The organism is Flammeovirga sp. OC4 (genome assembly GCF_000812565.1).
Classification (GTDB): domain Bacteria; phylum Bacteroidota; class Bacteroidia; order Cytophagales; family Flammeovirgaceae; genus Flammeovirga.
In genome coordinates this window covers 1-23,627 of sequence record NZ_JTAM01000085.1, presented here as the reverse complement: position 1 = coordinate 23,627, position 23,627 = coordinate 1, and the positions used below count along the sequence as shown (strand labels likewise).

The 23,627-nt window shown below is 34.4% G+C and carries 14 protein-coding genes; 9 read left to right on the top strand and 5 right to left on the bottom strand.

The features are described from left to right. Positions 1–129 precede the first annotated feature (129 nt). The gene (locus PL77_RS26385; protein ID WP_044211921.1) at positions 130–540 is read right to left on the bottom strand and encodes a hypothetical protein; all 411 of its coding nucleotides are present in this window, start codon (positions 538–540) and stop codon (positions 130–132) included. An 844-nt stretch (positions 541–1,384) separates the two neighbouring features. Here PL77_RS26385 and PL77_RS26380 point away from each other — a divergent pair. Together PL77_RS26380 and PL77_RS26375 are read left to right on the top strand one after the other, a co-directional pair. Continuing rightward, complete coding sequence (locus PL77_RS26380; protein WP_156152556.1) at positions 1,385–1,861, top strand: hypothetical protein; 477 nt, start codon at positions 1,385–1,387, stop codon at positions 1,859–1,861. 1,130 nt (positions 1,862–2,991) lie between these two features. Further along, the gene (locus PL77_RS26375; RefSeq protein ID WP_156152555.1) at positions 2,992–3,396 is read left to right on the top strand and encodes a hypothetical protein; all 405 of its coding nucleotides are present in this window, start codon (positions 2,992–2,994) and stop codon (positions 3,394–3,396) included. A 68-nt stretch (positions 3,397–3,464) separates the two neighbouring features. Here the strand turns inward: PL77_RS26375 and hisD are convergent, their stop codons facing one another. After that, on the bottom strand, positions 3,465–4,745 hold the full coding sequence (gene hisD, locus PL77_RS26370; protein WP_044211915.1) for a histidinol dehydrogenase: 1,281 nt from the start codon (positions 4,743–4,745) through the stop codon (positions 3,465–3,467). An 86-nt stretch (positions 4,746–4,831) separates the two neighbouring features. Continuing rightward, a complete protein-coding gene (gene hisG, locus PL77_RS26365; RefSeq protein WP_044211913.1) occupies positions 4,832–5,689 on the bottom strand; it encodes an ATP phosphoribosyltransferase in 858 nt (285 codons plus the stop codon). 505 nt (positions 5,690–6,194) lie between these two features. Between hisG and PL77_RS26360 the strand changes: the two genes are divergently transcribed. From PL77_RS26360 to PL77_RS26335, 6 genes are all read left to right on the top strand, one after another. After that, positions 6,195–9,248, top strand: a complete 3,054-nt coding sequence (locus PL77_RS26360; RefSeq protein WP_082026749.1) for a tetratricopeptide repeat protein — start codon at positions 6,195–6,197, stop codon at positions 9,246–9,248. 4 nt (positions 9,249–9,252) lie between these two features. Continuing rightward, positions 9,253–10,950 carry a TonB-dependent receptor gene (locus PL77_RS26355; protein WP_172665955.1) on the top strand — a complete coding sequence of 566 codons (1,698 nt, stop codon included), beginning with the start codon at positions 9,253–9,255 and terminating at the stop codon, positions 10,948–10,950. Between the two features lie 153 nt (positions 10,951–11,103). Continuing rightward, positions 11,104–12,078 carry an SPOR domain-containing protein gene (locus PL77_RS26350; protein WP_044211908.1) on the top strand — a complete coding sequence of 325 codons (975 nt, stop codon included), beginning with the start codon at positions 11,104–11,106 and terminating at the stop codon, positions 12,076–12,078. Between the two features lie 187 nt (positions 12,079–12,265). Next, positions 12,266–12,952, top strand: a complete 687-nt coding sequence (locus tag PL77_RS26345) for a MotA/TolQ/ExbB proton channel family protein (protein WP_052444753.1) — start codon at positions 12,266–12,268, stop codon at positions 12,950–12,952. Between the two features lie 6 nt (positions 12,953–12,958). Beyond that, on the top strand, positions 12,959–13,366 hold the full coding sequence (locus tag PL77_RS26340) for a biopolymer transporter ExbD (RefSeq protein ID WP_044211903.1): 408 nt from the start codon (positions 12,959–12,961) through the stop codon (positions 13,364–13,366). A 7-nt stretch (positions 13,367–13,373) separates the two neighbouring features. Beyond that, a complete protein-coding gene (locus PL77_RS26335) occupies positions 13,374–14,330 on the top strand; it encodes a hypothetical protein (RefSeq protein WP_044211902.1) in 957 nt (318 codons plus the stop codon). Between the two features lie 145 nt (positions 14,331–14,475). On the opposite strand, the gene PL77_RS26330 is transcribed toward PL77_RS26335, so the two are convergent. Both PL77_RS26330 and PL77_RS26325 read right to left on the bottom strand, forming a co-directional pair. Then, positions 14,476–15,003 carry an outer membrane beta-barrel protein gene (locus PL77_RS26330; RefSeq protein ID WP_044211900.1) on the bottom strand — a complete coding sequence of 176 codons (528 nt, stop codon included), beginning with the start codon at positions 15,001–15,003 and terminating at the stop codon, positions 14,476–14,478. A 223-nt stretch (positions 15,004–15,226) separates the two neighbouring features. Continuing rightward, positions 15,227–16,030, bottom strand: a complete 804-nt coding sequence (locus PL77_RS26325) for a hypothetical protein (RefSeq protein ID WP_044211898.1) — start codon at positions 16,028–16,030, stop codon at positions 15,227–15,229. A 1,362-nt stretch (positions 16,031–17,392) separates the two neighbouring features. Between PL77_RS26325 and PL77_RS31070 the strand changes: the two genes are divergently transcribed. After that, positions 17,393–23,455: an Ig-like domain-containing protein gene (locus PL77_RS31070; protein WP_082026748.1), complete on the top strand. Its 6,063-nt coding sequence runs from the start codon at positions 17,393–17,395 to the stop codon at positions 23,453–23,455. The last annotated feature ends 172 nt before the right edge of the window (positions 23,456–23,627 follow it).

Sequence of the window (23,627 nt, the reverse complement as noted above, 5' to 3'; positions counted from 1 at the left end):
TTCAGTAGCATGGAAGTATTGTGCTTTACTATACGGAGGTTAAAGATAGAAAGAGTTTTTAGTACATATAAAAAAAGAGGAGTAGAACTCCTCTATAATTAAGATTTTTTATTGATATGGATCGAATAGTTATTGTATCAGCCACTCTAGGGCCTCATCTTCTGTAGTGAAATATTGAATTTTTAAAGCTTGTTGATCAGTGGCGTCGTCAATAAACTGATCAAAAGAAATTTGTGCGAAGAAATCTTCAGAAACAATCCAAGCCATTTTTTGAAGCCCTATTTCAGCGACCAAACCAACAAATTTTTGATTGATCCAATCTTGAGTTTCAGGCATTACATTATAGTAGGCATTTTTAGTATCTACTAGCATTCCTTGAGGGCCAAACTTTTCTGTAATTTCTAAATGTGATAAAACCTCCTGTCTATATTCTTCTTCTGGCATACTGATAGGTGTAGTCCAGATTGTTCTAAGAATTTTATTAGGAGCATTCCAAAAATTAGTGATATACTCACTCTTATAAACTAGCTCGTATTCCATTCTTTTTAATCGGTAATATTTAATTTTTGTACGGCCCTTGTGAAAAACATGAATAACAAGTTTTGTTCTTCTTGAGGACTAATTAAAGATAAAACTTTTTGTAAAGAAGTACTTGTTCAGTGACTATATCATTAGAAAAGTACAACAAATACTTCATTCAAAGCAATATAGACTATTAAGGTAATTTTTGGTCTTTTCAAGGAAATCGTAATGTGATCAAGTTGCGTTTAGTATTGTGTAACCTAGATAAATACAAAACCAAATGAATAAGATATTTACTATAACCCAACTACTGTCTTACAAGGTGCGGATGAAGTATCCGTACCAAGAAATTGATATATGAGATCGTTGTAAATGATGTATTATTAAGTTTATGAAATAACTAACCTTGCTTCAAGATTTGATTATTTACTGTTTTGATTGTAGATACCCTGCCTATGAATTAGGTGGGGTTTTTCCATATTCCTTTTTTTAGATAATGAATTGATAGCTAGTTTGTCTATTACTTTATTTCTCATAACCTTAACTATTGTCTAGTACTAACTTAGAGCATATCCCGTAAACGGTAAGATCATGTTATAAGTGCTTATTATAACTGTTTATGAATTGTTAAGAGCATCAATCCTTACTTTTTGTTAGTTTGCAAACAATTAATATAAACCAATTATCAATCTTTCTATTCTTGTGATTTAGGTGTAGCTACAAAATATCAAGCATAACAAGTTGTAGTTTGATACGATTTTATTCATCAAATCTGAAATCACAACAAGGTAAACATGAAGGATAATGAAACGTTATTCTGTTTGCCAATCGCAGAGAAATAGAGATATAAACCAACTTAAAAATGAGAAAGCTAAAACTACAAATTATGCTGTTGTTTACCTTCATGGTAACAAGTTTTACAATTAATGCACAATCAATTAAAGGTATTTCACTTGGAGAACGATATAGTCATTCGGTTGAAACAATTACAAGTTTAGGTGGGCACCGTGGTGAAATTACAGTGTTTAAAAATCAGAATGATATTATTTATTCGGCAATTTTCACGAGTAAATTATATATTAAATCAAGTGAATTTTATGATTTGAAAAAGAACATTGAAAACCATTATGATATCAAGTTGAAGTTTAGTGGTATGAGAGATGCTTATTATTGTCAAGTGAACAATGTGATTTATTCTTTACGTAAACGAGATTATAGAGATTCCGATAGTGCGATGTCAAGTTCACCTCAATTCATTTTTGAGTTTCAAATTAGTGACACCTCATTAGCTCAAACTCATTTATTATATTTAAGAGATTCAGCTGCAATTGATTTTTAGAAAAAGTTTGTGGGTTCTAAGGAAGGCTTTCAATGGTTTATGCTATTGAGAGCTTTTTTATTACTAATAATGCAGGGAATAGATCTATTTGTTGATAAAAGATTTGTCTTAAAATAATCTCATTTTTCAATTTATGGAACTTAAGATGACCTGAGTATGTTATGTAATTGAGATTTAGACATAAATATATAGATAAGTACAAAGAGAGTAAACAGTCTAACTATGATGTAGTTAGACTGTTTTTTTATATTTAACCTCATGGAGTTATTATTGAAATCGATGATGATTCAAAATGATATAGCATATCATTTTGATTTAGATTGCTCTTCAAAGAATTTCTCCTCTGTTTTTTTACTGTATATATATATCCTAAGTCATCCACCAGAATAAAAATTACATTAGGTTTAGTTTTTTTTTAGCCTCCACGTTGATGTTGAAGAGTAAAAGACTAAGAAAAAATAATGAATTAAAAATTAAGCTCTTCATACCTCTCTTATTCAGATTATTTCGAATGTAAATTATGATTTAAACTTGATGAAAATGAAGTTGTCACTTTTGTACTATGTTGATATCACAGTTTTAAAAATCAAGTTAAAATGTTGTTTAACAAATGTAATTTTTACGGTAATATTACTTTCTACTCATAAATGTCAATTAATGATATAATTCTTTAATGGGGATGATAGAGGTTCTAATGATATATTATAAGCCAATTTTGATAGTTAACAGCATTTTTTTTGAGTTGTATAATTCAAGTATTGAATTTCGAATAAACAATAGGATTTAATGAATTTTACCCGTAAAAAAAAGCTTGAAAGGGAACAAAAGTACCTATTTTTGATACTTTTTTATGGTGGTGAAAAAATACTTTTAGAAAAGTAACAAAATGAATATTAAAGAATTTTAAACTATGTACGACATTTTTTTTCATTCCTTTCGTACATTTTTAAACATTCCACTGTCTGTTATTGTGAGGTTTTTTGAAAAAGTTCATTTTATTAATCTTTTAATGGTAGTATTTACATTAATTAACATTGATATTTAGAGGCCTTTAACAAAATATGAAAAATAGTTAAAATTAAACGTAAAAAAGTCCTATCTTTGTTAAGTGTTGAATGAATAAATATTAGATGTCAATAAAAAAAATCATATATGGATTAGTTTTGCTGCTCTTTATGAGTTGTGAAGAGGATGCGATTGAAGAATCGCTTGCCGAGGATCTGCTGTATATGAAACAATATGAATTGACATACTCTCAACCTCTAAAACTAGACACTTTTAGTGCTGAATTAAGTGGTGATGATTTAAATTCTTCAATTCTTCATTTTAAGATCGTCCGTTATGATGGCATGTTACTTTATGAAGAATATGTAGACGGTGAAAATATCATTGGAGATGATGAAGATCTTGATAGTTTAGACATCGATACAAGAATGAAATTGGTACACAGTAGAGTTGATAACTTTTTACAAGATAAAGCGGAAGTTATTATTTTGTTAGAAAAATTAAGACCGCAGGTTAAATCAACTTTCTAGAAGACATAAAAACAAAAAACCTTCTCAAGTAAAATGAGAAGGTTTTTTTATGTATTTAAAATAATGCATTAGCATTCATTTAATCTTACTGTAATGGCATTTTTATGAGCATCTAACTCTTCTGCTGCTGCCATTCTTTCAACATGCGGTCCTAACGCTTTTAAACCATCTTTGTCGATTTTCTGGAATGTTATCTTTCTATAATAACTATCTAAAGATACACCAGAATAGTTTTTAGCATAACCGTATGTCGGAAGTGTATGATTTGTACCTGAAGCGTAATCACCTGCAGATTCAGGTGTATAATGGCCTACAAATACAGAACCTGCATTGACAATCTTTTCAGCAATTTCTTCAGCATTACTTAACGATAAGATTAAGTGTTCTGCTGCATATTCATTGACCAATTCTAAAGCTGTAGCTTCATCTTCAATCAAGAAACTTCTACTGTTGTCTAACGCTTTTTTAGCAATCTCCTGACGAGGCAGTACAGCTAATTGTTTTTCTAATTCTTCTTCCGTTTTACGTATAGTATCTTCAGAAGTAGAAACTAAAATTACTTGGCTATCTGTACCGTGTTCAGCTTGAGACAATAAATCGGCTGCGATAAAAGAAGGGTTGGCAGTATCATCTGCCCAAACCAATACCTCAGATGGTCCGGCAGGCATATCGATAGCAATACCTTCTTTAGTAGCGAGTTGTTTGGCAGCTGTTACATATTGGTTTCCTGGTCCAAAAATCTTTGAAACCTTTGGAATACTTTCAGTACCGTAAGTCATAGCGGCAATCGCTTGAGCTCCACCTACCTTAAATACTTTCTTTAAACCAATTTTATTTGCTGCATACAAAATAGCAGGATGAATCTTTCCTTTAGAGTTAGGAGGAGTACATAAAAATACTTCTTCACAACCTGCAATCAATGCTGGAGCACCAATCATAATTACAGTAGAGAACAAAGGAGCAGTTCCACCTGGGATATAGAGACCTACTTTTTGAATAGGAACGCTTTTTCTCCAGCATTGGATTCCCTTCATCGTCTCCACTTTCAAAGTTTCCGTTTTTTGGGCAGCATGAAACTTTGTGATGTTTTCAATAGCAATTGAAATAGATTCTTTCAATTCAGGAGCGACGAGCGTTTCAGCTTCGTCAAATTCTTCTTTTGAAACTAAAAAAGAATCAATATCCGCTCTATCAAACTGTAAAGAAAAAGCTCTTAAAGCAGCGTCACCTTCATTTTGTACAGCTTTTAGGATGGGCTGTACTTGTTTCTCTATTTCCTCAATACTCATGGCAGGTCTAAGTAATAGCTCTGACCAATTTTCTTTTGAGGGGTTTTTATATAATTTCATATTTCGTCTTCATTTAGAAGAGAAGTATGATAGAATAAAAAGAAGTTATGATGAGCTTTTACCCATCATAACCTCAATAGTAATTTTTATAAAATCATCTTCTCGATTGGAACAACAAGAATACCTTCAGCACCAGCAGCTTTCAGTTCTTCGATTTTTGACCAGAAATCATCTTCTGCAATTACAGTATGTACAGAAACGAAACTTTCGTCAGCCAATGGAAGAATAGAAGGGCTACGCATACCTGGTAATAAGTTGAGAATAGTGTCCAAGTTTTCCTTTGGAGCATTCAAAAGAATATATTTATTGTTATCAGCAGTCTGTAAAGCGTTAATTCTAAACATTAACTGATCAATGATTTCTTTTTTCTCTTCAGAAAGACCAGGAGTGGCAATCAATAATGCCTCTGACTTGAAGATGCTTTCTACTTCTTTCAAGTTGTTTTGCATTAATGTACTACCTGTACTTACTAAGTCACAAATAGCATCAGCCAAACCAATATTTGGAGCGATTTCCACTGATCCAGAGATCTCATGAATATCACATTTTACGCCTTTTTCAGTTAAGAAGTCTCCTAAGATTTTAGGGTAAGAAGTAGCAATGCTTTTACCGTCTAAATCTTGAATACCATTGTATTCTTGTTCCTTAGGGATAGCGATTGAAAGTCGACATTTAGAAAACCCAAGATGATGGATAGTGTCAACGTTTTTGTCTTTTTCAACAGCCTCGTTGGCACCGACAATGCCAAGGTCAGCTACGCCATCTTGGACGTATCCTGGAATGTCATCGTCTCTTAAGAATAAAAATTCTAGAGGGAAATTACTAGCTTCAGCTTTTAAAGCTCCCTTCATTCTAGGAATTTTGATTCCGCATTGACGGATTAAGTTAAGTGAACCATCACTCAACCTTCCTGACTTTTGGATTGCAATCTTAAGTTTTTGCATAATCTTTTAAATTGTGTCTTACACTTTTAGTGTTTACACTTGAAGTGTTAAATTGTTCATCTAGTTTTACAATGAAGTAGATATTTTGCTACTTCACTCTAATATTAAATTTCACATCAAAGCTACTTATTTTTTTACAGAATCGTATCAAAAAATTGGATTAATCGACATATTTATAAAAAATTAATCTATAGTTTGATAATTGTTGATTTAAATGATTGATTATAAGTACTTGTGTGAATTCTTAATAGAAATTAATATTTCCTTATTGAAAGTTAATAACGGATTAACGAGAAGTAGAATACTTTTCCGAAATGCTTTAAAAAGCAGGTTTTTCACTTCTTTTTATCATTTAAATAGACTTCAACCTAAATCAATTCCTTCAAAACTTTTAATAAATTATTATAATATTCATTTTTGTTTAAATTAAGTTCAAAATCTGTTTTGTGTCTATTGAATTGAATTACAAAAAAAGATAAACCCTAAAAATATATTTTTTAAAGCAATGATCAATTGTCTAAAAAAGAGCTTCAACATTCTAATTTTATTACTGTCAACCCTTCCTTTTGTACCGTCAATGGCACAAGAGTCATTATATTTTTCTGATGAGGTTAAACTGTTTAATAAAGGAATTGTTTTATATAACGAGCATAATTTTTCTGCAGCAAGAAGATATTTGTCCCGATTTCAACAGAAGCATTGTGGAGAGGATGAAAAGTGTATTGAAACGGAATATTATATAGCAGTTTGTAATCTTGAGTTGCAACATCCAGATGCTGAACGCCAAATAATAGATTTTGTCAATAGATATCCTGTTCATCCATTTTCAAGTAAAGCTTATAAAGTGTTGGGTGGTTATTATTTTGATAAAGGGGAATATGCCAAAGCATTGGATGCTTTTAATAGAGATCCTTTGTTTGATTTTTTTGACGATGATGATGTGAGAGTTGCTTATCAGGCAGCTTATGCAAATTTTGATCAAGGAAAAATGGAAGAGGCAAGTAAGCTTTTCCAAATACTCAAAAAAGGGACACATGCTTATGCTTTAAAAGCGAGTTATTATGCGGGATATATTGAGTTTGATCAAGGGAAGTTTGAAGAAGCGATTACTGACCTTGAAAAATCAACAACAGACCCAGAAATTAGATCACATGCTTATGCTCTTTTACCAATTGCCTATTACAAAACAGGACAGGAAAATAAAATGTTGGAAATGGTAAATGAAGCCAAAGAAACAGGAATTCATTTACCTCCGGACGCATTTTTATTCACCGGTAAAGTATATTATAAAAAGCATGACTACGAAAAAGCTTTATTTTATTTTGATGCTTACATGGCTGAAGTGCCTTTGCAAGCTATTGATAGGGTAACGGCTTATCAGATCGGTTTCTCAAAATTTAAAGTGAAGCTTTATCACGAGGCGATTCAGCCTTTGTCTATTGCAGCAGACGATAAGGATGAACTAGCCCAAGTGGCGTCTTATGATTTGGGGGTAACATCTTTATCGATTGGTGAAAAAGATAAAGCATTATTAGCCTTCGAACAATCGAGACATTTAACGTTTAATAGAGAGCTCCAAGAGTTAGCGGCTTACAATTACATTAAAGTATTATTTGATGTGGGGCTTTATACACAAGTACCAGATGCATGTGATTTCTTTGTAGCGTACTTTCCTAATTCAGATAAAAAAGGGGAAGTGGATCACTTGCTTCAAGTAGCTTACGTTAATTCAGGAGATTATACAAAAGCATTGGAAGTATTTGATCGATTATCTACCGTAAATGTTGATACAAGAAGAGCTTATCAAGAGGCGGCTTTTAATAAATCTGTAGAAAATGCCAATGATGACGATTGGAGAGGAGCTATTAATTATCTGATAAAATCACAGCGTTTTCCAATCAATGAAGATCTTTTAGATGCATCAAACTATTGGCTGGGTGAGGCTTATTCTTTCTTGGAAGTGTATGACTCAGCAGTAATGGCCTATAATAAAGTACCTGAAAGTTCTCAATTCTATGTTCCAAGTTTATTTGGAAAAGGATATGCCAATTATGCAGATGAGGAATTTGAGTTGGCTATTGAAGACTTGTCCAATTATATCAATAAAGGCAGAACCATTGAATCAAGAGATAAAATAGGTGAAGCAATGCTAAGAAGAGCGGATTGTTATTTCGGTTTACAGAACTATAAAGTGGCCATTCGTTCCTATAACATGGCTATTTCTTCTGGTGTAAAAGAATTAGATTATGTGAATTACCAAATGGCTCAAAATTATAAAGCATTGGGTCAGTTGGATAACGCTATTCGTCTGTATCAAAAAGTTGGGAATGACTATAAGAGCTCTACTTTTGCACCACTTGCGTATTATCAAATTGGATTGATTTATGCCGAAGAAGATCGAAATGCTGAAGCGATAAAGAGTTTTACTCAGATAATAAATCGATATAAAAATACTGAAGTATACATTCCGAGTTTAGCCAAAAGAGCATTGTGTTATCAATTGGAAGGGGAGATGTCATTGTCGGAAAGAGATTATAAAGAAGTTATTGACACTGACCCCACATCTCAGAATGCAGAAGCTTCAATTACTGCATTACAGGATATCAATTCTAGTGGATATGCAGTAAGTGAAATCAGTAATTATCAAACAAAATTCAAAGAGGCAAATCCTGAAAGTACAGCAACCTTGAGAGGTGATTATGAATTGGCTATTCAACCTTATCAAAATAAAGAATACGAAAAAGCTATCATTACTTTACAACAATTTATCGACAACTCTCCCTATTCTCAATATACTGATGATGCAGCATTTGCATTGGGGGTTGCTTACAAATTCAGAAATGATAAAGCGAATGCAATTGCCGCTTTCCAGATTGTCCAGAAAATGCCTACCAAAGAAAAAGCATTACGATACATTGGTGAATTACAATTGCAGACTGAAAAATTTGAAGATGCCATAGTATCATTTGTCGAATTAGAGAAAATTGCAACTAGAAAATCGACTTCATGGGCGGTATATGTTGGTTTAATGAAAGCCAATTATGAAGTAAGAGATTATGGTGCAACAATGGCTTATGCCAATAAAATCATTGAGAATAATGTAAAACGAAGTCTTTTAGAAGCTGAACTTTATATTGCAAAAGTACATTTGCAAGAAGAGAAATTAAGTGAGGCCCTGACACTATTTGATGAAGTGGCACAGAAAGCAAGCTCAAAGGTTGGGGCAGAAGCACAATATTTTGTAGGGTACACACTTAGGGAAATGGCTTTAAAAAATGAACCTAGTAAGGAAGTTTTGAAAAAAGGACTTGATCAAAGTACTACGGCATTAATTGATGTCCAAAAGAGGTACGCAAGTTATACCGATTGGACGAGTAAGGCCTATTTAATGATTGCGGAAAACTATATCAGTTTGGAAGATTTCTATCAGGCAAAAGCAACCTTAGAATCTGTTTATAACTTCACATCATCTCCTCAAGATAAAGCAGTTGCTAAAAAGAGAATTGCTGATTTAGAAGAATTAAAAGAGAATGCAAGTAACCAACAACCTACCAACTAAGAAAATGAAGCACTTTAAAATATATATACTTCTAGTTTTAGGCCTTGTCATTGTTTCTCCATTGATGGCTCAAACTAATGATAACTCTAATTTGGATAATGCTGAGGTTGTCATCGAAAAAAACTCTAGTTATGAGTTACAAACGATGGGGCGAGAGTATGATAAAATTCAAAGAATAGAGAAAAAAGTAAAGCCTTCACCTCAAAACTATGAATTAGAGTTGATTGGAATGGAGCTAAACGATTCTCTACCAAAGCAGTTGGCCGCTGTAATTGATGATCATGAAGAGAAAAAATATTATAGCAAATATATTCGAGTAGGGTATGGTAATTTTATCACTCCTTATATAGAAGGTGGATTGAACAGTAATGTTAATCCTGATTTTGATTATGGGATTAATTTCTTGCATAGATCATCACAAGAGGGAAGTGTATCAAGAAAGTTGTCGGCAGGAAGTCATAATGCCATTGATGGTTTTGGTAAATATTTCTCTGAATATGGCACATCTTCCTTTTCAATAGGTTACGACCGTATTGGAACTCACTTCTATGGAGTTGATGGTGATGAAACACAAATCAGTCAAGATAGCATCAAGCAAATCATCAATAATTTCAGCCTTAAAGTCGGGCATGAAATGCCATCTTATTTGACAGGTAATGATTATTCTGTAAAAGGAGATTTATTTTTTGATTATACAGGAGATCGATATAATGCTAATGAGTTGGAAATCGGTGTAGATCTCCATGGCGTTTATGAATTATTGAATGATGCAAAAGTCCATGTCAATCTTATTGGTGCTTTTAATCAATACAAAAATACCACTACGGAAGGGTTGGACTTAGACCTTAATAGAAGTTGGATGAAATTGGGAGGTGCCTATGAAGCAACGTTTGATGAATGGTACATTAAGGCGGGAGCTAAAATTGCTTATAGTGCAGACTCCTCTTCTTTTGATAATAATTTTTATTTCTATCCAGATGTTTTTGTAGAATATACAATTGCAGAAGATGAGTTAGCGGCCTTTTTAGAAATTAAAGGAGATCTCAACATCGTAGATTATAAAGCCTTGACAGGAGAGAATCCGTGGGTGAGTAATGATATTGCTTTATTACATGAAAGTAAATTAATAGATATCCGTTTGGGTGCTGATGCAATTGTAGGTGATAATATAGGGATAAGAGGAAGTTTAGGGTATGCTATTGTTCAGAATATGGGCTTCTTTGTAAATGATCCAACTGATATTTCTCGTTTTTTGATGACTTATGCTACAGAAGGAAATACGGGTGTTTTTAATTTAAACGTTGCTGGTTCATGGACTCAGAGGGAATGGATGGTAACAGCTTCAACAAATTGGGATTTTTACTCAATGGGTGATGATAGAATTGTAGAACCTTACCATAAACCATTGGCTGTTAACAATGTGGCCGTGACCTATAAATACTTGTCAAATTGGACCTTTAAAGCGAATATTTACAACAAAATTGGTTTAAAGGCTTTGAAAGTAGATACGGAAACTGCAGCACAAGAAACGGAGGATTTACCAATGATTTTCGATTTAAATCTATCTGCTCAATATAAAATAAATGAGAATTTAGATGCCTTTATTTTGGTAAATAATCTCTTTGCACAAACCTATGAAAATTACTACAGGTACAACGTGAAAGGTTTTCAATTGATGGCTGGTGTAGGTTATCGTTTTTAGTCTTATAAAGGTTTAAGTCATTTTTTATGGTTTTTATTCCCTAAATGGCTAAATTATCAATCGAATTACAAAATTAATACAATAAACACTATTACTTACGCTGAATAAGTGACCCTTTTACCTGAGTAATAGCGTTGTAAAGAGAATTGTTGCATGATTGCAGATGCTATAAAAAATGCTCTCCTTGATTGGGGTGTCGTAGTTATACCAGATCTAGGTACTTTTTGGTCTGAGGAAAGTGGTGCGGAAGTTTCCCCTTCAGGAAATATCATAAAACCACCACATGTTACCATCTCCTTCTCAAAATCTGAGGATGATGTTGAGATGTATTCCTTGGTCGTTTATATCTCAAAAACTGAAGATTTAGACGAAGATGAGGTGGCCATACAAGTGAGTATGTTTGTAGCCAATCTTCAACAAAGGTTAGAAGACGGTGAAACGGCTCCAATTGGCGATTTAGGTTATTTTATTCAAGATGATGATGAAGAGATTATCTTCCGTCAGAGGAATGAAAGCAATATTTCACCAGAAAGCTTTGGCTTACCAAAAATAACAGCAACTCCGCTTCTACAAGACGAGATTGAAGAAGAGGAAGAAGATTATGGAGAGTACGAAGAAGAAACTCCTTCTAAAAGACCTGTTTGGTTGATGGTATCTATCCCTGCCATTATTCTCTTGACAATAGTGGGATATTATCTATTGAAACCTTCTACTGATGAAAACCCAGAAGAAGTAATTACGCAAGAAAATGTAATTGAGGCAGAGGAAGAAGATCAAGTGGAAGAAGTTGAAGAAACAACGATTACTCAAGAAACAGTAGAAGAGACGCCTACCACAATTGAAGAAACAAAAGTGGAAGAAGCGGAAGTCGTGGTTACTGAAGAAACAGCCCCTGAGGCATCACGCAATGGTAATTACCATATTGTGATTTCTTCTTTTGGTGATGAAGCAAAAGCTGAAATAGCCGTGAAACAAGCAGAAAAGAAAGGGTTTGAACATGTAGGGATTATTGTTTCGAAAGGTAAATATAGAGTGGCTCTGAAAGGTTATAACTCTCATCAAGAAGCAAAAGCAGCATTACCTACAGCACAATCTAAATTTAAAGGTGCATGGATTTGGAGAAACTAATCTCCAAATTCATTTTTCATTACAGTGTCAAGCAAAAGACTTCAATTAAACGATGTGATTAACTGATATTCCAAGGAGTAGAATTCTACTTCATTTTTTCATTAGTAATCATATTAAACAAGCTAAAATAACTTCTTTTACTTGGTGATCAGAACATTAAAAAGAAATAAAACACTAACAATAAATCATGAATTTATTATCCATTTTACAAGGCACTGAGATGCCAGAACAAGGCATGCAAGGAACGTTTGAAGAAAGCGTATCATTAATCCAACTTTTAGAGAAAGGAGGAATCACAATGGCTATTCTAGGCGTTTTATTTATCATTGCCATGTACATCTTAGCGAACAGAGTACTTACTATTCGTAAGGCTAAAAAAGATCCATCCGTTCTTTTAGACAAAGTAAAAGCACAGGTGTTGAAAGGTGATATTGAGACAGCAAAAAAGTATTGTGCAAGAGATACAACTCCAATGGGCAAGATGTTGGAGACAGGTCTGAAACATATTTCTTCGAATTTGAATACCATCGAGAAAAGTATTGAAAATGTAGCGAAGATTGAGCTTTATAAATTAGAAAAGAATGTAGGTACTGTAGGTATGATATCCGGAGCAGCACCAATGATCGGTTTCTTTGGTACCGTAATCGGTATGATCAATGCCTTTATTGCAATCTCTCAAGAGGAAGGGTCAGTAAGTCCTAAACTGCTTTCATCAGGTATTTATGAAGCCATGATTACAACGGCAGGAGGATTAGCTGTTGGTATTTTTGCCTATATTTCATACAACTATTTGGTTCGTCAGATTGAGGATGTAGTTCACAAAATGGAAGTAGTGACTATTGATTTTATTGAGCTTTTACAATCACCAAACTAGAAAATTATGGGATTAAAACCTGAAAATAAAATCGATCCAACGTTCAATATGTCTTCAATGACCGACATGATTTTCTTATTGTTGGTCTTCTTTATGTTGACATCAAATTTTGTGACACCTTCAGGATTGCCAATTGCCGTTCCGAGTAGTAAAGCTTCAAAAAAAGTAATGCCCAAGGTTTATGTGAGTATCACAAAAGATCTTCATTATTATGTCAATGAAGTAGAAGTTCCTTTGTCATTCCTAGAAGATGAGCTGAAAGCAGTTTTACCTGCAAAGCAAGAAGGTGTGGTTGTATTGACAGTTGATAAGGATGTTCCAGTACAACACCTTGTAAATGTGGCAGGAATTGCTACGGCTTTAAAAGCAAAAGTTTCAATCGCAACAACACCAACCTCTTCGGTAGGAAAATAATTTGACGATGAAGAAAACGGAACAAGAAAAAAAGCAAGAACGAAAAAATAGAAATCTATCGATATTAATTACATTATTGTCCGTAGTAATTTTAGGCGTTTTTGCTTGGTTTACAATCGTATGGTCTCCACCTGATCCGCCAATACCACAATATGGTATTGAGGTGAATTTTGGTTTAGATGATGCAGGAAGTGGTGATGTGCAATCAAAAGCACCATCTACTGAAGAAACAGAGTCTGTAGAAGAACCAAAACCAACTCCTGAAACTGAAACGGTAGAACAACCAACGGAAGAAGTGGTAGAGGAGGTAATAGAAGAACCCACTCCAGCAGAAGCAACTCCTGAACCCACTCCCGTAGAGGAAGTTGACCCCATGCCGGCAGCAGTAACGGATGCACCTGTTGAAGAGAGTGTTGAGACAACGAAGGAAACCATACAGCCAAAAGAAGAGAAGGTAGAAGAAAAAGCTCCAGAAGAGGAAAAGAAGGTTACACCAGAGAAAACCACCGTTCCAAAAATAAATACACCCGTAACAGGTACTTTATTGAAGAAACCAGAGGGAGGTGAAGGTAATTCTTCAACGCCGAAACAAAATAACAACGGAGATGTTGAAGGGGCCAAAGGTGACCAAGGTAGTAAAAAAGGAACCTTAAACGCCGATGCTCTACTTGAATCTGCTGGAGGTGCTGGAGGAACAGCCCTCGATATGCCAGGATGGAACTGGATTGATCCCCCTGAAGTAGAAGACAGTTCAAGGGAGACAGGAAAGATTATTTTTGAAATTCAGATTGATGATTTCGGTGAAGTAATTTCTGTCAAAACGATCTACAGATCAGTGACTAAACAGGTTGTTGATCAATATAGAGAAGCAGTATCTGAATTAACTTTTGAACCTACTGATGCCGATACGAATATTCAAAGTATTACTACTGGTAGGATTACGTTTATCATTCGATCGCTCTAAAAACAAAAAATAAGATAAGAGTCATCTCACTTTAAAGTGGATGACTCTTATTTTTATAAATCAATTTTTAACCGAATTACCCAAAATAGAGATAAATGGAAAACTCAGCTACCATTGTTCCAATTCAATCCTCATAAGTAATTCTTTATTCGAAAGAGTAGATGACGCCAAAGTTGACTCCAAAATCATTAAAACCAGATACAGTCTTATAACTTAGTTCACCGAATAGGCCTAAACGTTCATCAATATCATAGATGATACCTCCACCTAGACCAATACCTATACGAGTTACCGAATTTTGTACACTTGTACCATCATGAATCCCTTCATCATATTGTACAGATATAAATCCAAAATTACCCTTAGCATAAGGATGTAACTGCTTATTTTTTAACTCAAAATGATATTTAAAGCTACCCATTACTGGAATAAAAGAAAGTTTAGATCCTTCAATGGAGACTGCTCCATAACCTACCTCTAAACCAACGCTCATGATGTCATTTAAGATATAATCTCCAAAAGCGGTAAAACCAAAACCTGTTGAACTTACATCATTAGAAAAACTCATGAATTGTGGACCAATAGAAAGTCCAGCCTTAACGGGAGATTGAGCGAAAGCTGTTGAACAAATTGTAGTAAATACGACCAATAATATGCTTCTGATGAATTTCATAAATTAAAATAATATAAGATTGAAAGTCATTCACTCATAACATGATTTGTAATGTAGGTATTGATTTCAAGTATGTTATGATGAATGTAGTTTTAGAATGTTGAATAGTTGCCTCTTAATATTAAAAGTACTTACACATCTTCACACAAAAATATTATAATATTCTAAGAAAAACTATCTTATCAATAGTGTAGTTTTTATTTCGTATTTAATATGAAAGGCTTCATAAAGAAAAACCGACCCCACCTCTTGGCCCTTGTATTTTAGTTTCACCTAATTGATAATATTGATAGCCTGCAAAGAGCTGAAACCTTTGAAGATATACTTTAAAATCTGTACTACCCTCTGTAAAATTAATATCTTCTAAGCTACCAAAGTACCAATTAGTAGAAATACTAAAAGGTTTTACAAAATAGATTTCAGTTCCAAGGTTTAAGTTTAAACCTGTATAATTATCTTCTAGCCATAAACTGGTATACCCCATACCCACCCATAAATCAAAACGAGTCAGTGCAAGACGGTGATAACTAACATTGACATGTAAAAAGTCAAGGTAAGAAGGACTTCCATTCTCTATTTCTTCCTTTAATCCAGAATATTGTAAATCAATACTTACTTTGGGCATAAATTGAAACCTTGAGAAGATTTGTACACCTTGTAATTCTTTATTCTCGATAAAGTAATTTGCTTGTAGATCAAAATTGAGCATTTTTTGTTCTTCAGCAACTCTTGTATAACGAGCATCTGATTGTCCTGAATAGGTGTACTTTGATAATTTTATTGGACTGCCATAGAGTTGTTGCAAATCGGACTCTTTGGGGAAATTGAACAAGATTGTTCCTACAATTTCAGATAAAACATTGCCTGTACTTTTGTCACTTCCTTTGTTAGGTTGTTCATAGGCATTGGGCATATCTTCATTTTTCTTTAATTCTTTCTCGATTTTTTGAAGTTTCTGACTATATGCATTGTTTTGGATAAAGATAAAGCAGAGTATGAAAGCTTTAAGAGCAATTGAGTTCTTCATTTTATTGCGTTTAGTAATAGGATCATTTTAAAGTAAGCACAAAAAAAAAGAATTTCACAAAAAAATTGTGAAATTCTAATAGAACACCCCCCTCAGGGGGTGCACTGCTTAACGATTCATACTCAAATATTGGAAATTGATTTATATTATGCAAGAAAAAAGAAAAAAAATATTAATATTTGATAATACAAAATTCAAACTTGTTAAGAATAAGGTTTTTTTAAGTTGAATTTAGGGTATTATAGTGTCATTATAATCATTGGTAAATGATAATAATGTAGAACACTAGTAATGAAGAATTTTATATAAATAAGTAAGACACTTTCATATCATCAAAACTTCTTTTTATTGTAAAAAATCCTTTTTAAATCCTATTTCGTCAGCCGTTAGACTCTAAATTGAAAAATTGGGCGCTATATATAAGTTGATTGAAAATAGGTTAACGTGTATTATGTATAAAGGCGGTCTATTTATTAGGACTAAATACGTTGTTAACTAAATTATCATCAACTTTTAATCAGCCTTTCTACAGGTATTTATAGGGTCTACTTTCAAACTTCCTTCTTCTTCATTTTTCCATTGATGAAAAACGAAGCAAAAAATCTAGGCTTATAAGTCAAAAGCTAAATTCCATTTCTCTCGCCCTTTGAAAGGATAACTCGATCAAAACTTCATCGTTTTGAGATGCTCAAACAGCAAAATCATTTTTAACGGCTCACTTCATGAAATTCTTCACGCTTTTCACTTTAAGGCCAAGAGAAATACTATTAAATGATTGTCTGATTATAGGTCAAAAGACAAAGGTTTTATAATAGTCTTCTCAAATGCATTTAGGCTATAGATAATTTTGAACAGGTACTTATGATCGAAGTTTATATTTTAAATATATATATAAACTATGATCATTTTATGTCTTCTATTTAAGTACAATTGCCCATTGTTTTGATAAGCTTGACTTGTGTTTAATTCGGTGCTATAAGACAATTTTTAAGCTATTTTCTGTTTTTGTACTCTTACATTACATGATTTTTAGTGTTAAAAATATATTTTTTAAGTGAAATGTAATTGATACGTTTAATAAGTGTAAATTCTTTAGAGGTCACATAAACAGGTTGTTATGGTTTTTTATTTAAATGATAATTCCTAAAACTATCAATTTTTTACTTTCTAAAAGTTCTCCTAAGTTTGATTCGGGTAAAGTTCTTACCAAAGAATTTTATCTGTACCTATCGTCTATTTATGAATTAGAAAAGAATGCTTACAATCTATTTTCTGTGCACAAACAATTGTATGTAAACTGACCAAATTCGACCTTCAATTTAAAATTTTTCACAACTGAAGAAATTATTACTTATTTTATTTATGAGAAAGTTTACGCTGACATTCTCGGTCCTCTTTTGGGCGATAATGTCTTTTACTCTTCAACTCAACTGCATTGCTCAAATAACGCCAGTGGGGAGTGGTAGCTATACCACACAACACCCTGGAGTAGATCAAGCAGGTCGTAACGGAGAACCGGCTGGAAGTCCTCAATTAAGTGAGGCGGCTATCAACAAACCAGTACCCACAAATGATTGGTGGTCAACACTTATCCAAAGTGATCATGCAAATAACTTATTCAACTATCCATTAGCCATGAAGACCACGAACGAGGGGCTAGTTGTGACTTATATTCCATGGGGAGTATTGGATGATATTTCACCTATTTTAGTTGGTGTACAAAATTTAGATGCATCAAAGACTACGATTGCAGATCATTCCGACTGGACAGTAACGATGGATTGGAATGACGGATCACAACATTTCCAAGCAACTTCTGGTATCGGTATGCCATTCGTCTACTTCAACAAAATGGATGCAGATGTAGCAAGTGTAACGATTAGCCAAGGTACTGTAACGGTATCAAATGAAATGATCACGGTGGAGAATGCCCGTCATGGTGCAAGTTTTGTTATTTATGCTCCAACAGGTAGTACATGGGAACAAAATGGAGAAGTTTATACTTCGACCTTAAATGGTAAAAACTATTGGTCAATTGCTAAACTTTCGCTAAATACAACAGATCTTGCTCAAGAAGCTTTAAACCTTCAAAAATATGCCTATGTTTTTCCAACCAATACTACAGCTGATTGGACTTATGATGAAGCAACTTCAACTTTAGCAACGGTGTACAATGTAGAGGTAGATGTAAAAGAAGGAACTAACTCTAATGTGTTAATGGGGCTTTTACCTCACCAATGGTCAAATTTATCATCTAACTCTCCACAACCGATTGAATTGTCTTATTCGTCAGTAAGAGGTGAATTAAAAATGCTAGATGGTAACACGTTTACGACTGAAAATACATTCTATGGTGTATTACCAACTTTGCCTTATGTCAATAATTATAGTAATAGGTTTGATGTTTCAACATTGAACCAAAAGGTAGAAGCACTACAAAACGAAAGCTTATCGACTTGGACAGATTCATATAATGAAGGACAAGTAATGAACCGTTTGATCCAAACTGCAAGAATAGCAGATTTAACGGGTAATGATGCCGCAAGAGATAAAATGTTAGCCACTGTACAGGAAAGATTGGAAGATTGGTTGACAGCAGAGTTAGGAGAAGTAGCTTTCTTATTCTACTACAATACAAGTTGGTCTGCAATGATTGGTTACCCAGCAGGTCATGGTCAAGACTCGAACTTAAATGACCATCACTTCCATTGGGGATATTTCATTCATGCGGCAGCTTTTTTAGAGCAGTATCAGCCAGGTTGGGCGGCTCAATATGGAGACATGATCAACCTGTTAGTAAGAGATGCAGCTTCTTCAAATAGAAATGACGATACATTCCCTTACTTAAGAAACTTTAGCCCTTATGCTGGTCATTGTTGGGCCAATGGATTTGCTTCTTTCCCTCAAGGAAATGATCAAGAATCTACTTCAGAAAGTATGCAATTCAATACTTCATTGATCCATTGGGGAGAGGTGACAGGTAACAAGGAAATCAGAGATCTAGGGATCTACCTTTACACTACAGAACAAGCGGCTGTAGAAGAATATTGGTTTGATATGCACGAAAGAAATTTCAAAGATGATCAACCTTATAGCTTGGTTTCAAGAGTTTGGGGTAATAGTTATGATAACGGTACGTTCTGGACGGCAGATATTGCAGCATCATACAACATTGAGTTATATCCTATTCATGGTGGATCATTATACTTAGGACATAATACTGCATATGTAGATAAACTTTGGGCTGAAATGACTCAAAATACTCAAGTTTTGGATAAAGTAGATAATCCAAACCTTTGGTATGATGTAATGTGGAAATACTTATCGTTCTCAGATCCAGCAAAAGCAATCGAATTGTACAATGATCATCCTGATCGTACGATGAAGTTTGGAGTTTCTGATGCTCATACTTACCATTGGCTTCATGCTATGAATGCGTTAGGTCAATTGGATATGTCCAAAACAGCGGACTCACCAATGGCAGTGGCCTTTAACAAAGATGGTAATATCACGTATGTTGCACAAAACTACGGTACGACAGATAAAACAGTGACATTCTCTGATGGATATCAATTGGAAGTTCCTGCAGGACAATTAGTGACGAATAAAGATGTTAATTTCTCAGGCACAATCACTAGTAGTTTTGCTCAAGCGGCTGTTAATGGTGCTGTTGATTTGATGGTTGAAGTTAGTGGAGTAACACCTTCTAAAGTGGAGATTTTCAGTGGAAGTGAAATCGTTGGAACTGTAACTTCTGCACCATATTCAGTAAAAGCGACAGGTTTGCAAGCAGGTTTACATCAATTTTATGCAAAAATATATGATGGCGAAAACTTTACGGTAACTAATATTGTAAGTGTGACAGCAGGTTTTCAAGTACCTTTTGGTGGTAATGAAAATGTGATACCAGGAACAATTGAAGCGGGACATTTTGATGAGTTCCAAGGAGGAATTGGTCAAGGAATTACTTACAATGATCAAGATCCATCGAATAATGGAAACTACAGACAAGAAGAAGGCGTTGATAACGTATTAGAAAATGGTGAAGGTGCAACTGTTGGTTGGACGGCAGCTGGTGAGTGGTTGGAATATACTGTAGATGTGACAACTTCAGGTGTTTATGACATGACTTTCCGCTATGCAAGTGGAAATGGAGCAGGTGGTGGACCTTTCTATTTATCATTAAATGATACAAAAATTTCAAGTGATATCAGTGTATCTGGTACAGGAGGCTGGTCAAACTGGAATAGTCAGACAGTGAGCAATTTAGAATTGCCAAAAGGCTCGCATATTTTAAGAGTTTCATTTAATGGAGGTGAGTTTAACTTAGGAAAATTAACTTTTGAGAGAACAGGCGATTTAGGGTATGATTTACCATCAGCAGATGCTGGAGAAGATTTAGTGGTTGACTTATCAGGTACAGCTCCAAGTTTAGATGCTTCTGGAAGTTCTGACCCAGGCAATGCCAACTTAACTTATCAATGGGAGCAAGTGTATGGCCCTAGCGTATTAGTTTTCTCAGATGATAAGGCAGTTGCCCCACAATTGTCGGGAATGATTGCGGGTGAATATTTAATCAAACTTACCGTGTCAAATGGTACTTATACTAATTCTGATTTAGTGAAGATTTTTGCTTCATCAAATGGTGTTTTAGCACCAATCGTAACGTTAACTACTCCAAAAGAAGGCGAATCATTCTTTACTGGAGCAACAATTCCATTAGCAGCAGAAGCCTCTGATTTAGACGGTACAGTGCAAAAAGTAGAATTTTTCGTCAATAATGAAAGCGTAGCAATGCTGACTGAAGCTCCGTATACTTTTGATTGGAGTACGGATATGTTAAGTACATATAGCGTGTATGCTTCGGCGACGGATAATGATGGGAATGTAACTTCTACAACTCCTGTTACGATCACTACTAAAGCCCCTCCATCTTGTTCAGGTACAGCTGAAAATGGTCATTACGATTATGTACTTTCTGACGATAAGAATAATCCTACAGTAACTTTTGTTCCTAATGAAGTTGGGATGGGCTCTTCAGTTTGTATTTTATTCTTAAAGATTAATGGGGGTGGCCTTGCAGGCTTTAATGTTAAGCCAAATGAACCTTATACCATTAATGCTCCTGAAGGAACACCAATTGAATTCTATTATACGTATTCTCACCCAGAAGGTGGCGAAAGAAATACATTAGATAATCCACATTTTTATGTAATCGGAACGTGTGTTTCAGCTCCTGTGGATGAAACTTTACCAATGGTTTCCATTACATCTCCTAAATATGGGGATTCATTTAAAGAAGGAACTACAATTAAGTTGACTGCTGATGCAACGGATTCGGATGGTACGGTAACAAGTGTAGCATTTTATGCCAATGATCAATTGATCGAAACAGTTACTCAAGCTCCATTTGAAACAGATTATACAGTTGCATTAAACCAAAATCACATCAAAGCGGTTGCGACTGACAATGATGGAAAAACAAAAATCTCTGATCTTGTAACAATTACAGGTAAATCTGGAGATGTATGTGGTCAAGGTGCAGCGGCAAACGGACACTTCTCTTATGAAATCACTGGCGGAAGTGATCAATCATCAGTAACCTTTATTCCTATTGTTGAGGGTGTTGGTAATACAGTACTTATTTTCTATTACTCTGTAGATGGAGGAGGAATTGGAGGCCACAATGCCAAGCCAAATGAACCTTTCCCAATCAATGCACCAGCAGGAAGTACAATCGAATTCTATTATACTTATAATCACCCAGAAGGAGGTGAACGCAATACAGCAGACGACCGTCAAACTTTTGTAGTAGGAGATTGTGATACAACTTCTCCAACGGAGCCAATAGTAAAACTAAAAGGTATTACTCCAAATAGTAAATATGTATTAGGATCTGCTATCTTATTAGAAGCAGAAATTTCAAATGCAACGAAAGCGATTACAAACGTAGAATATTTTGCAGGTGAAACAGCATTAGGGTCAAGTACTACAGCACCTTATTCTTTTAATTGGACATCAAATGTCAGTGGTGAACTAAAATTAAAAGCGGTAGTTACTTTTGATGACCAAAGTACATTAATGTCATCGGAGGAGATGGTGGCTGTTGGTAGAATTTTACCATTTGGAGATATGCCATATGCAATTCCTGGTACAATTGAAGCCGGTAATTTTGATAAATTTGAATTCGGATCAGGTCAAGGAATCACTTATTTTGATCATTCTAACATCAACCAAGGTGGTACTAGACCAGAAGAATTGGTAGATGTAGTTGCTGAAGGTGAGGAAGGAAATACTGTTGGATGGGTGCAAGCTGGTGAATGGTTGACTTATACTGTTCAAGTAGGAGAGTCTGGCCTTTATAAATGTGAATTTAGATACGCTTCAGGAAATAATGAAGGCAGAGGACCTTTCTTCTTTGAATTGGACGGACAGAAAGTTTCAACGGATATTGATGTAGATGCCACTCAAGGTTGGGGCGATTGGGTAACAGCTTCTGTTTCTGGAATTCAACTTTCAGAAGGGAAACATGTATTGAAAGTTAATTTTGTAGGAGGTGAGTTTAACCTTGGTAAAATGAACTTTACACTAGAATCGAAAAACGAATTACCTACAGTAAGTTTAGTAACAGCTGATGGTAATGCGGATTACGATTTAGGGGCAACAATTACTTTCAATGCAACAGCTGATGATACAGATGGCACCATCACTCAGGTAGAATTCTTTGAAGGAACGAACTCTTTAGGTGTTGTAACTACAGCTCCATTTACATTGGATTGGACACCTTCAGTTGCTGATTCATACAGTATAACAGCAATAGCAACTGATGACAAAGGTGCTTCTACTACTTCTGATGCCGTTTCAATCATGATTAATACAGTGGTAGAAAATGTACCACCTACAGTAACGGTAGGAACATCAGATGACCTTGTAGAGTATGAATTGAATACAACAATTACATTAACGGCTGATGCAGCGGATTCAGATGGCACCATCACTCAGGTAGAATTCTTTGAAGGGACAACTTCTTTAGGTGTTGTCACTGAAGCTCCATATACATTGGATTGGAGACCTGTAAGTCTTGGAACTTACGCTATCACTGCTATTGCTACTGATAATGAATCTGCCTCAGTAACTTCAGAAGTATTAGAAGTAGAAATCGTGGAAGGTAATGTAACATCAATTGAGGATGAATCAATTTCAATTATTCATTATCCTAACCCTGTCAAGGATGTTCTGAATTTAGAACTTCTAGAAAACAAACAGGATGTGAAGCTTTATGATTTAAATGGTAGATTATTAATTGAGGAATCTACGAGTAAAAAAGTGTACAAAATGAATTTAGGACAACTTCAGTCAGGTGTCTATGTTCTAGAAATTGAAGGAACTCAATCTTATAAAAAGATAAAAGTGATCAAACAATAAATTGATATAAGAGACTGACCAAATCTACCCTGTTGTTGCATAAACGGCAGGGTAGATTTTTTATATCAAAAGCTTCATATTGGTGGGTTAATTCGTATCAACTTCTCCAGTTTTTACCTATAAGTTTTAATGTTGTCGTTCTTAATACACTGTAAACTAAGTTTTCGAATAT

Coding starts and splice junctions, on each gene's coding strand:
- PL77_RS26385 (WP_044211921.1), bottom strand. CDS start 540: ATGGAATACGAGCTAGTTTATAAGAGTGAGTATATCACTAATTTTTGG.
- PL77_RS26380 (WP_156152556.1), top strand. CDS start 1,385: ATGAGAAAGCTAAAACTACAAATTATGCTGTTGTTTACCTTCATGGTA.
- PL77_RS26375 (WP_156152555.1), top strand. CDS start 2,992: ATGTCAATAAAAAAAATCATATATGGATTAGTTTTGCTGCTCTTTATG.
- hisD (WP_044211915.1), bottom strand. CDS start 4,745: ATGAAATTATATAAAAACCCCTCAAAAGAAAATTGGTCAGAGCTATTA.
- hisG (WP_044211913.1), bottom strand. CDS start 5,689: ATGCAAAAACTTAAGATTGCAATCCAAAAGTCAGGAAGGTTGAGTGAT.
- PL77_RS26360 (WP_082026749.1), top strand. CDS start 6,195: ATGATCAATTGTCTAAAAAAGAGCTTCAACATTCTAATTTTATTACTG.
- PL77_RS26355 (WP_172665955.1), top strand. CDS start 9,253: ATGAAGCACTTTAAAATATATATACTTCTAGTTTTAGGCCTTGTCATT.
- PL77_RS26350 (WP_044211908.1), top strand. CDS start 11,104: ATGATTGCAGATGCTATAAAAAATGCTCTCCTTGATTGGGGTGTCGTA.
- PL77_RS26345 (WP_052444753.1), top strand. CDS start 12,266: ATGAATTTATTATCCATTTTACAAGGCACTGAGATGCCAGAACAAGGC.
- PL77_RS26340 (WP_044211903.1), top strand. CDS start 12,959: ATGGGATTAAAACCTGAAAATAAAATCGATCCAACGTTCAATATGTCT.
- PL77_RS26335 (WP_044211902.1), top strand. CDS start 13,374: ATGAAGAAAACGGAACAAGAAAAAAAGCAAGAACGAAAAAATAGAAAT.
- PL77_RS26330 (WP_044211900.1), bottom strand. CDS start 15,003: ATGAAATTCATCAGAAGCATATTATTGGTCGTATTTACTACAATTTGT.
- PL77_RS26325 (WP_044211898.1), bottom strand. CDS start 16,030: ATGAAGAACTCAATTGCTCTTAAAGCTTTCATACTCTGCTTTATCTTT.
- PL77_RS31070 (WP_082026748.1), top strand. CDS start 17,393: ATGAGAAAGTTTACGCTGACATTCTCGGTCCTCTTTTGGGCGATAATG.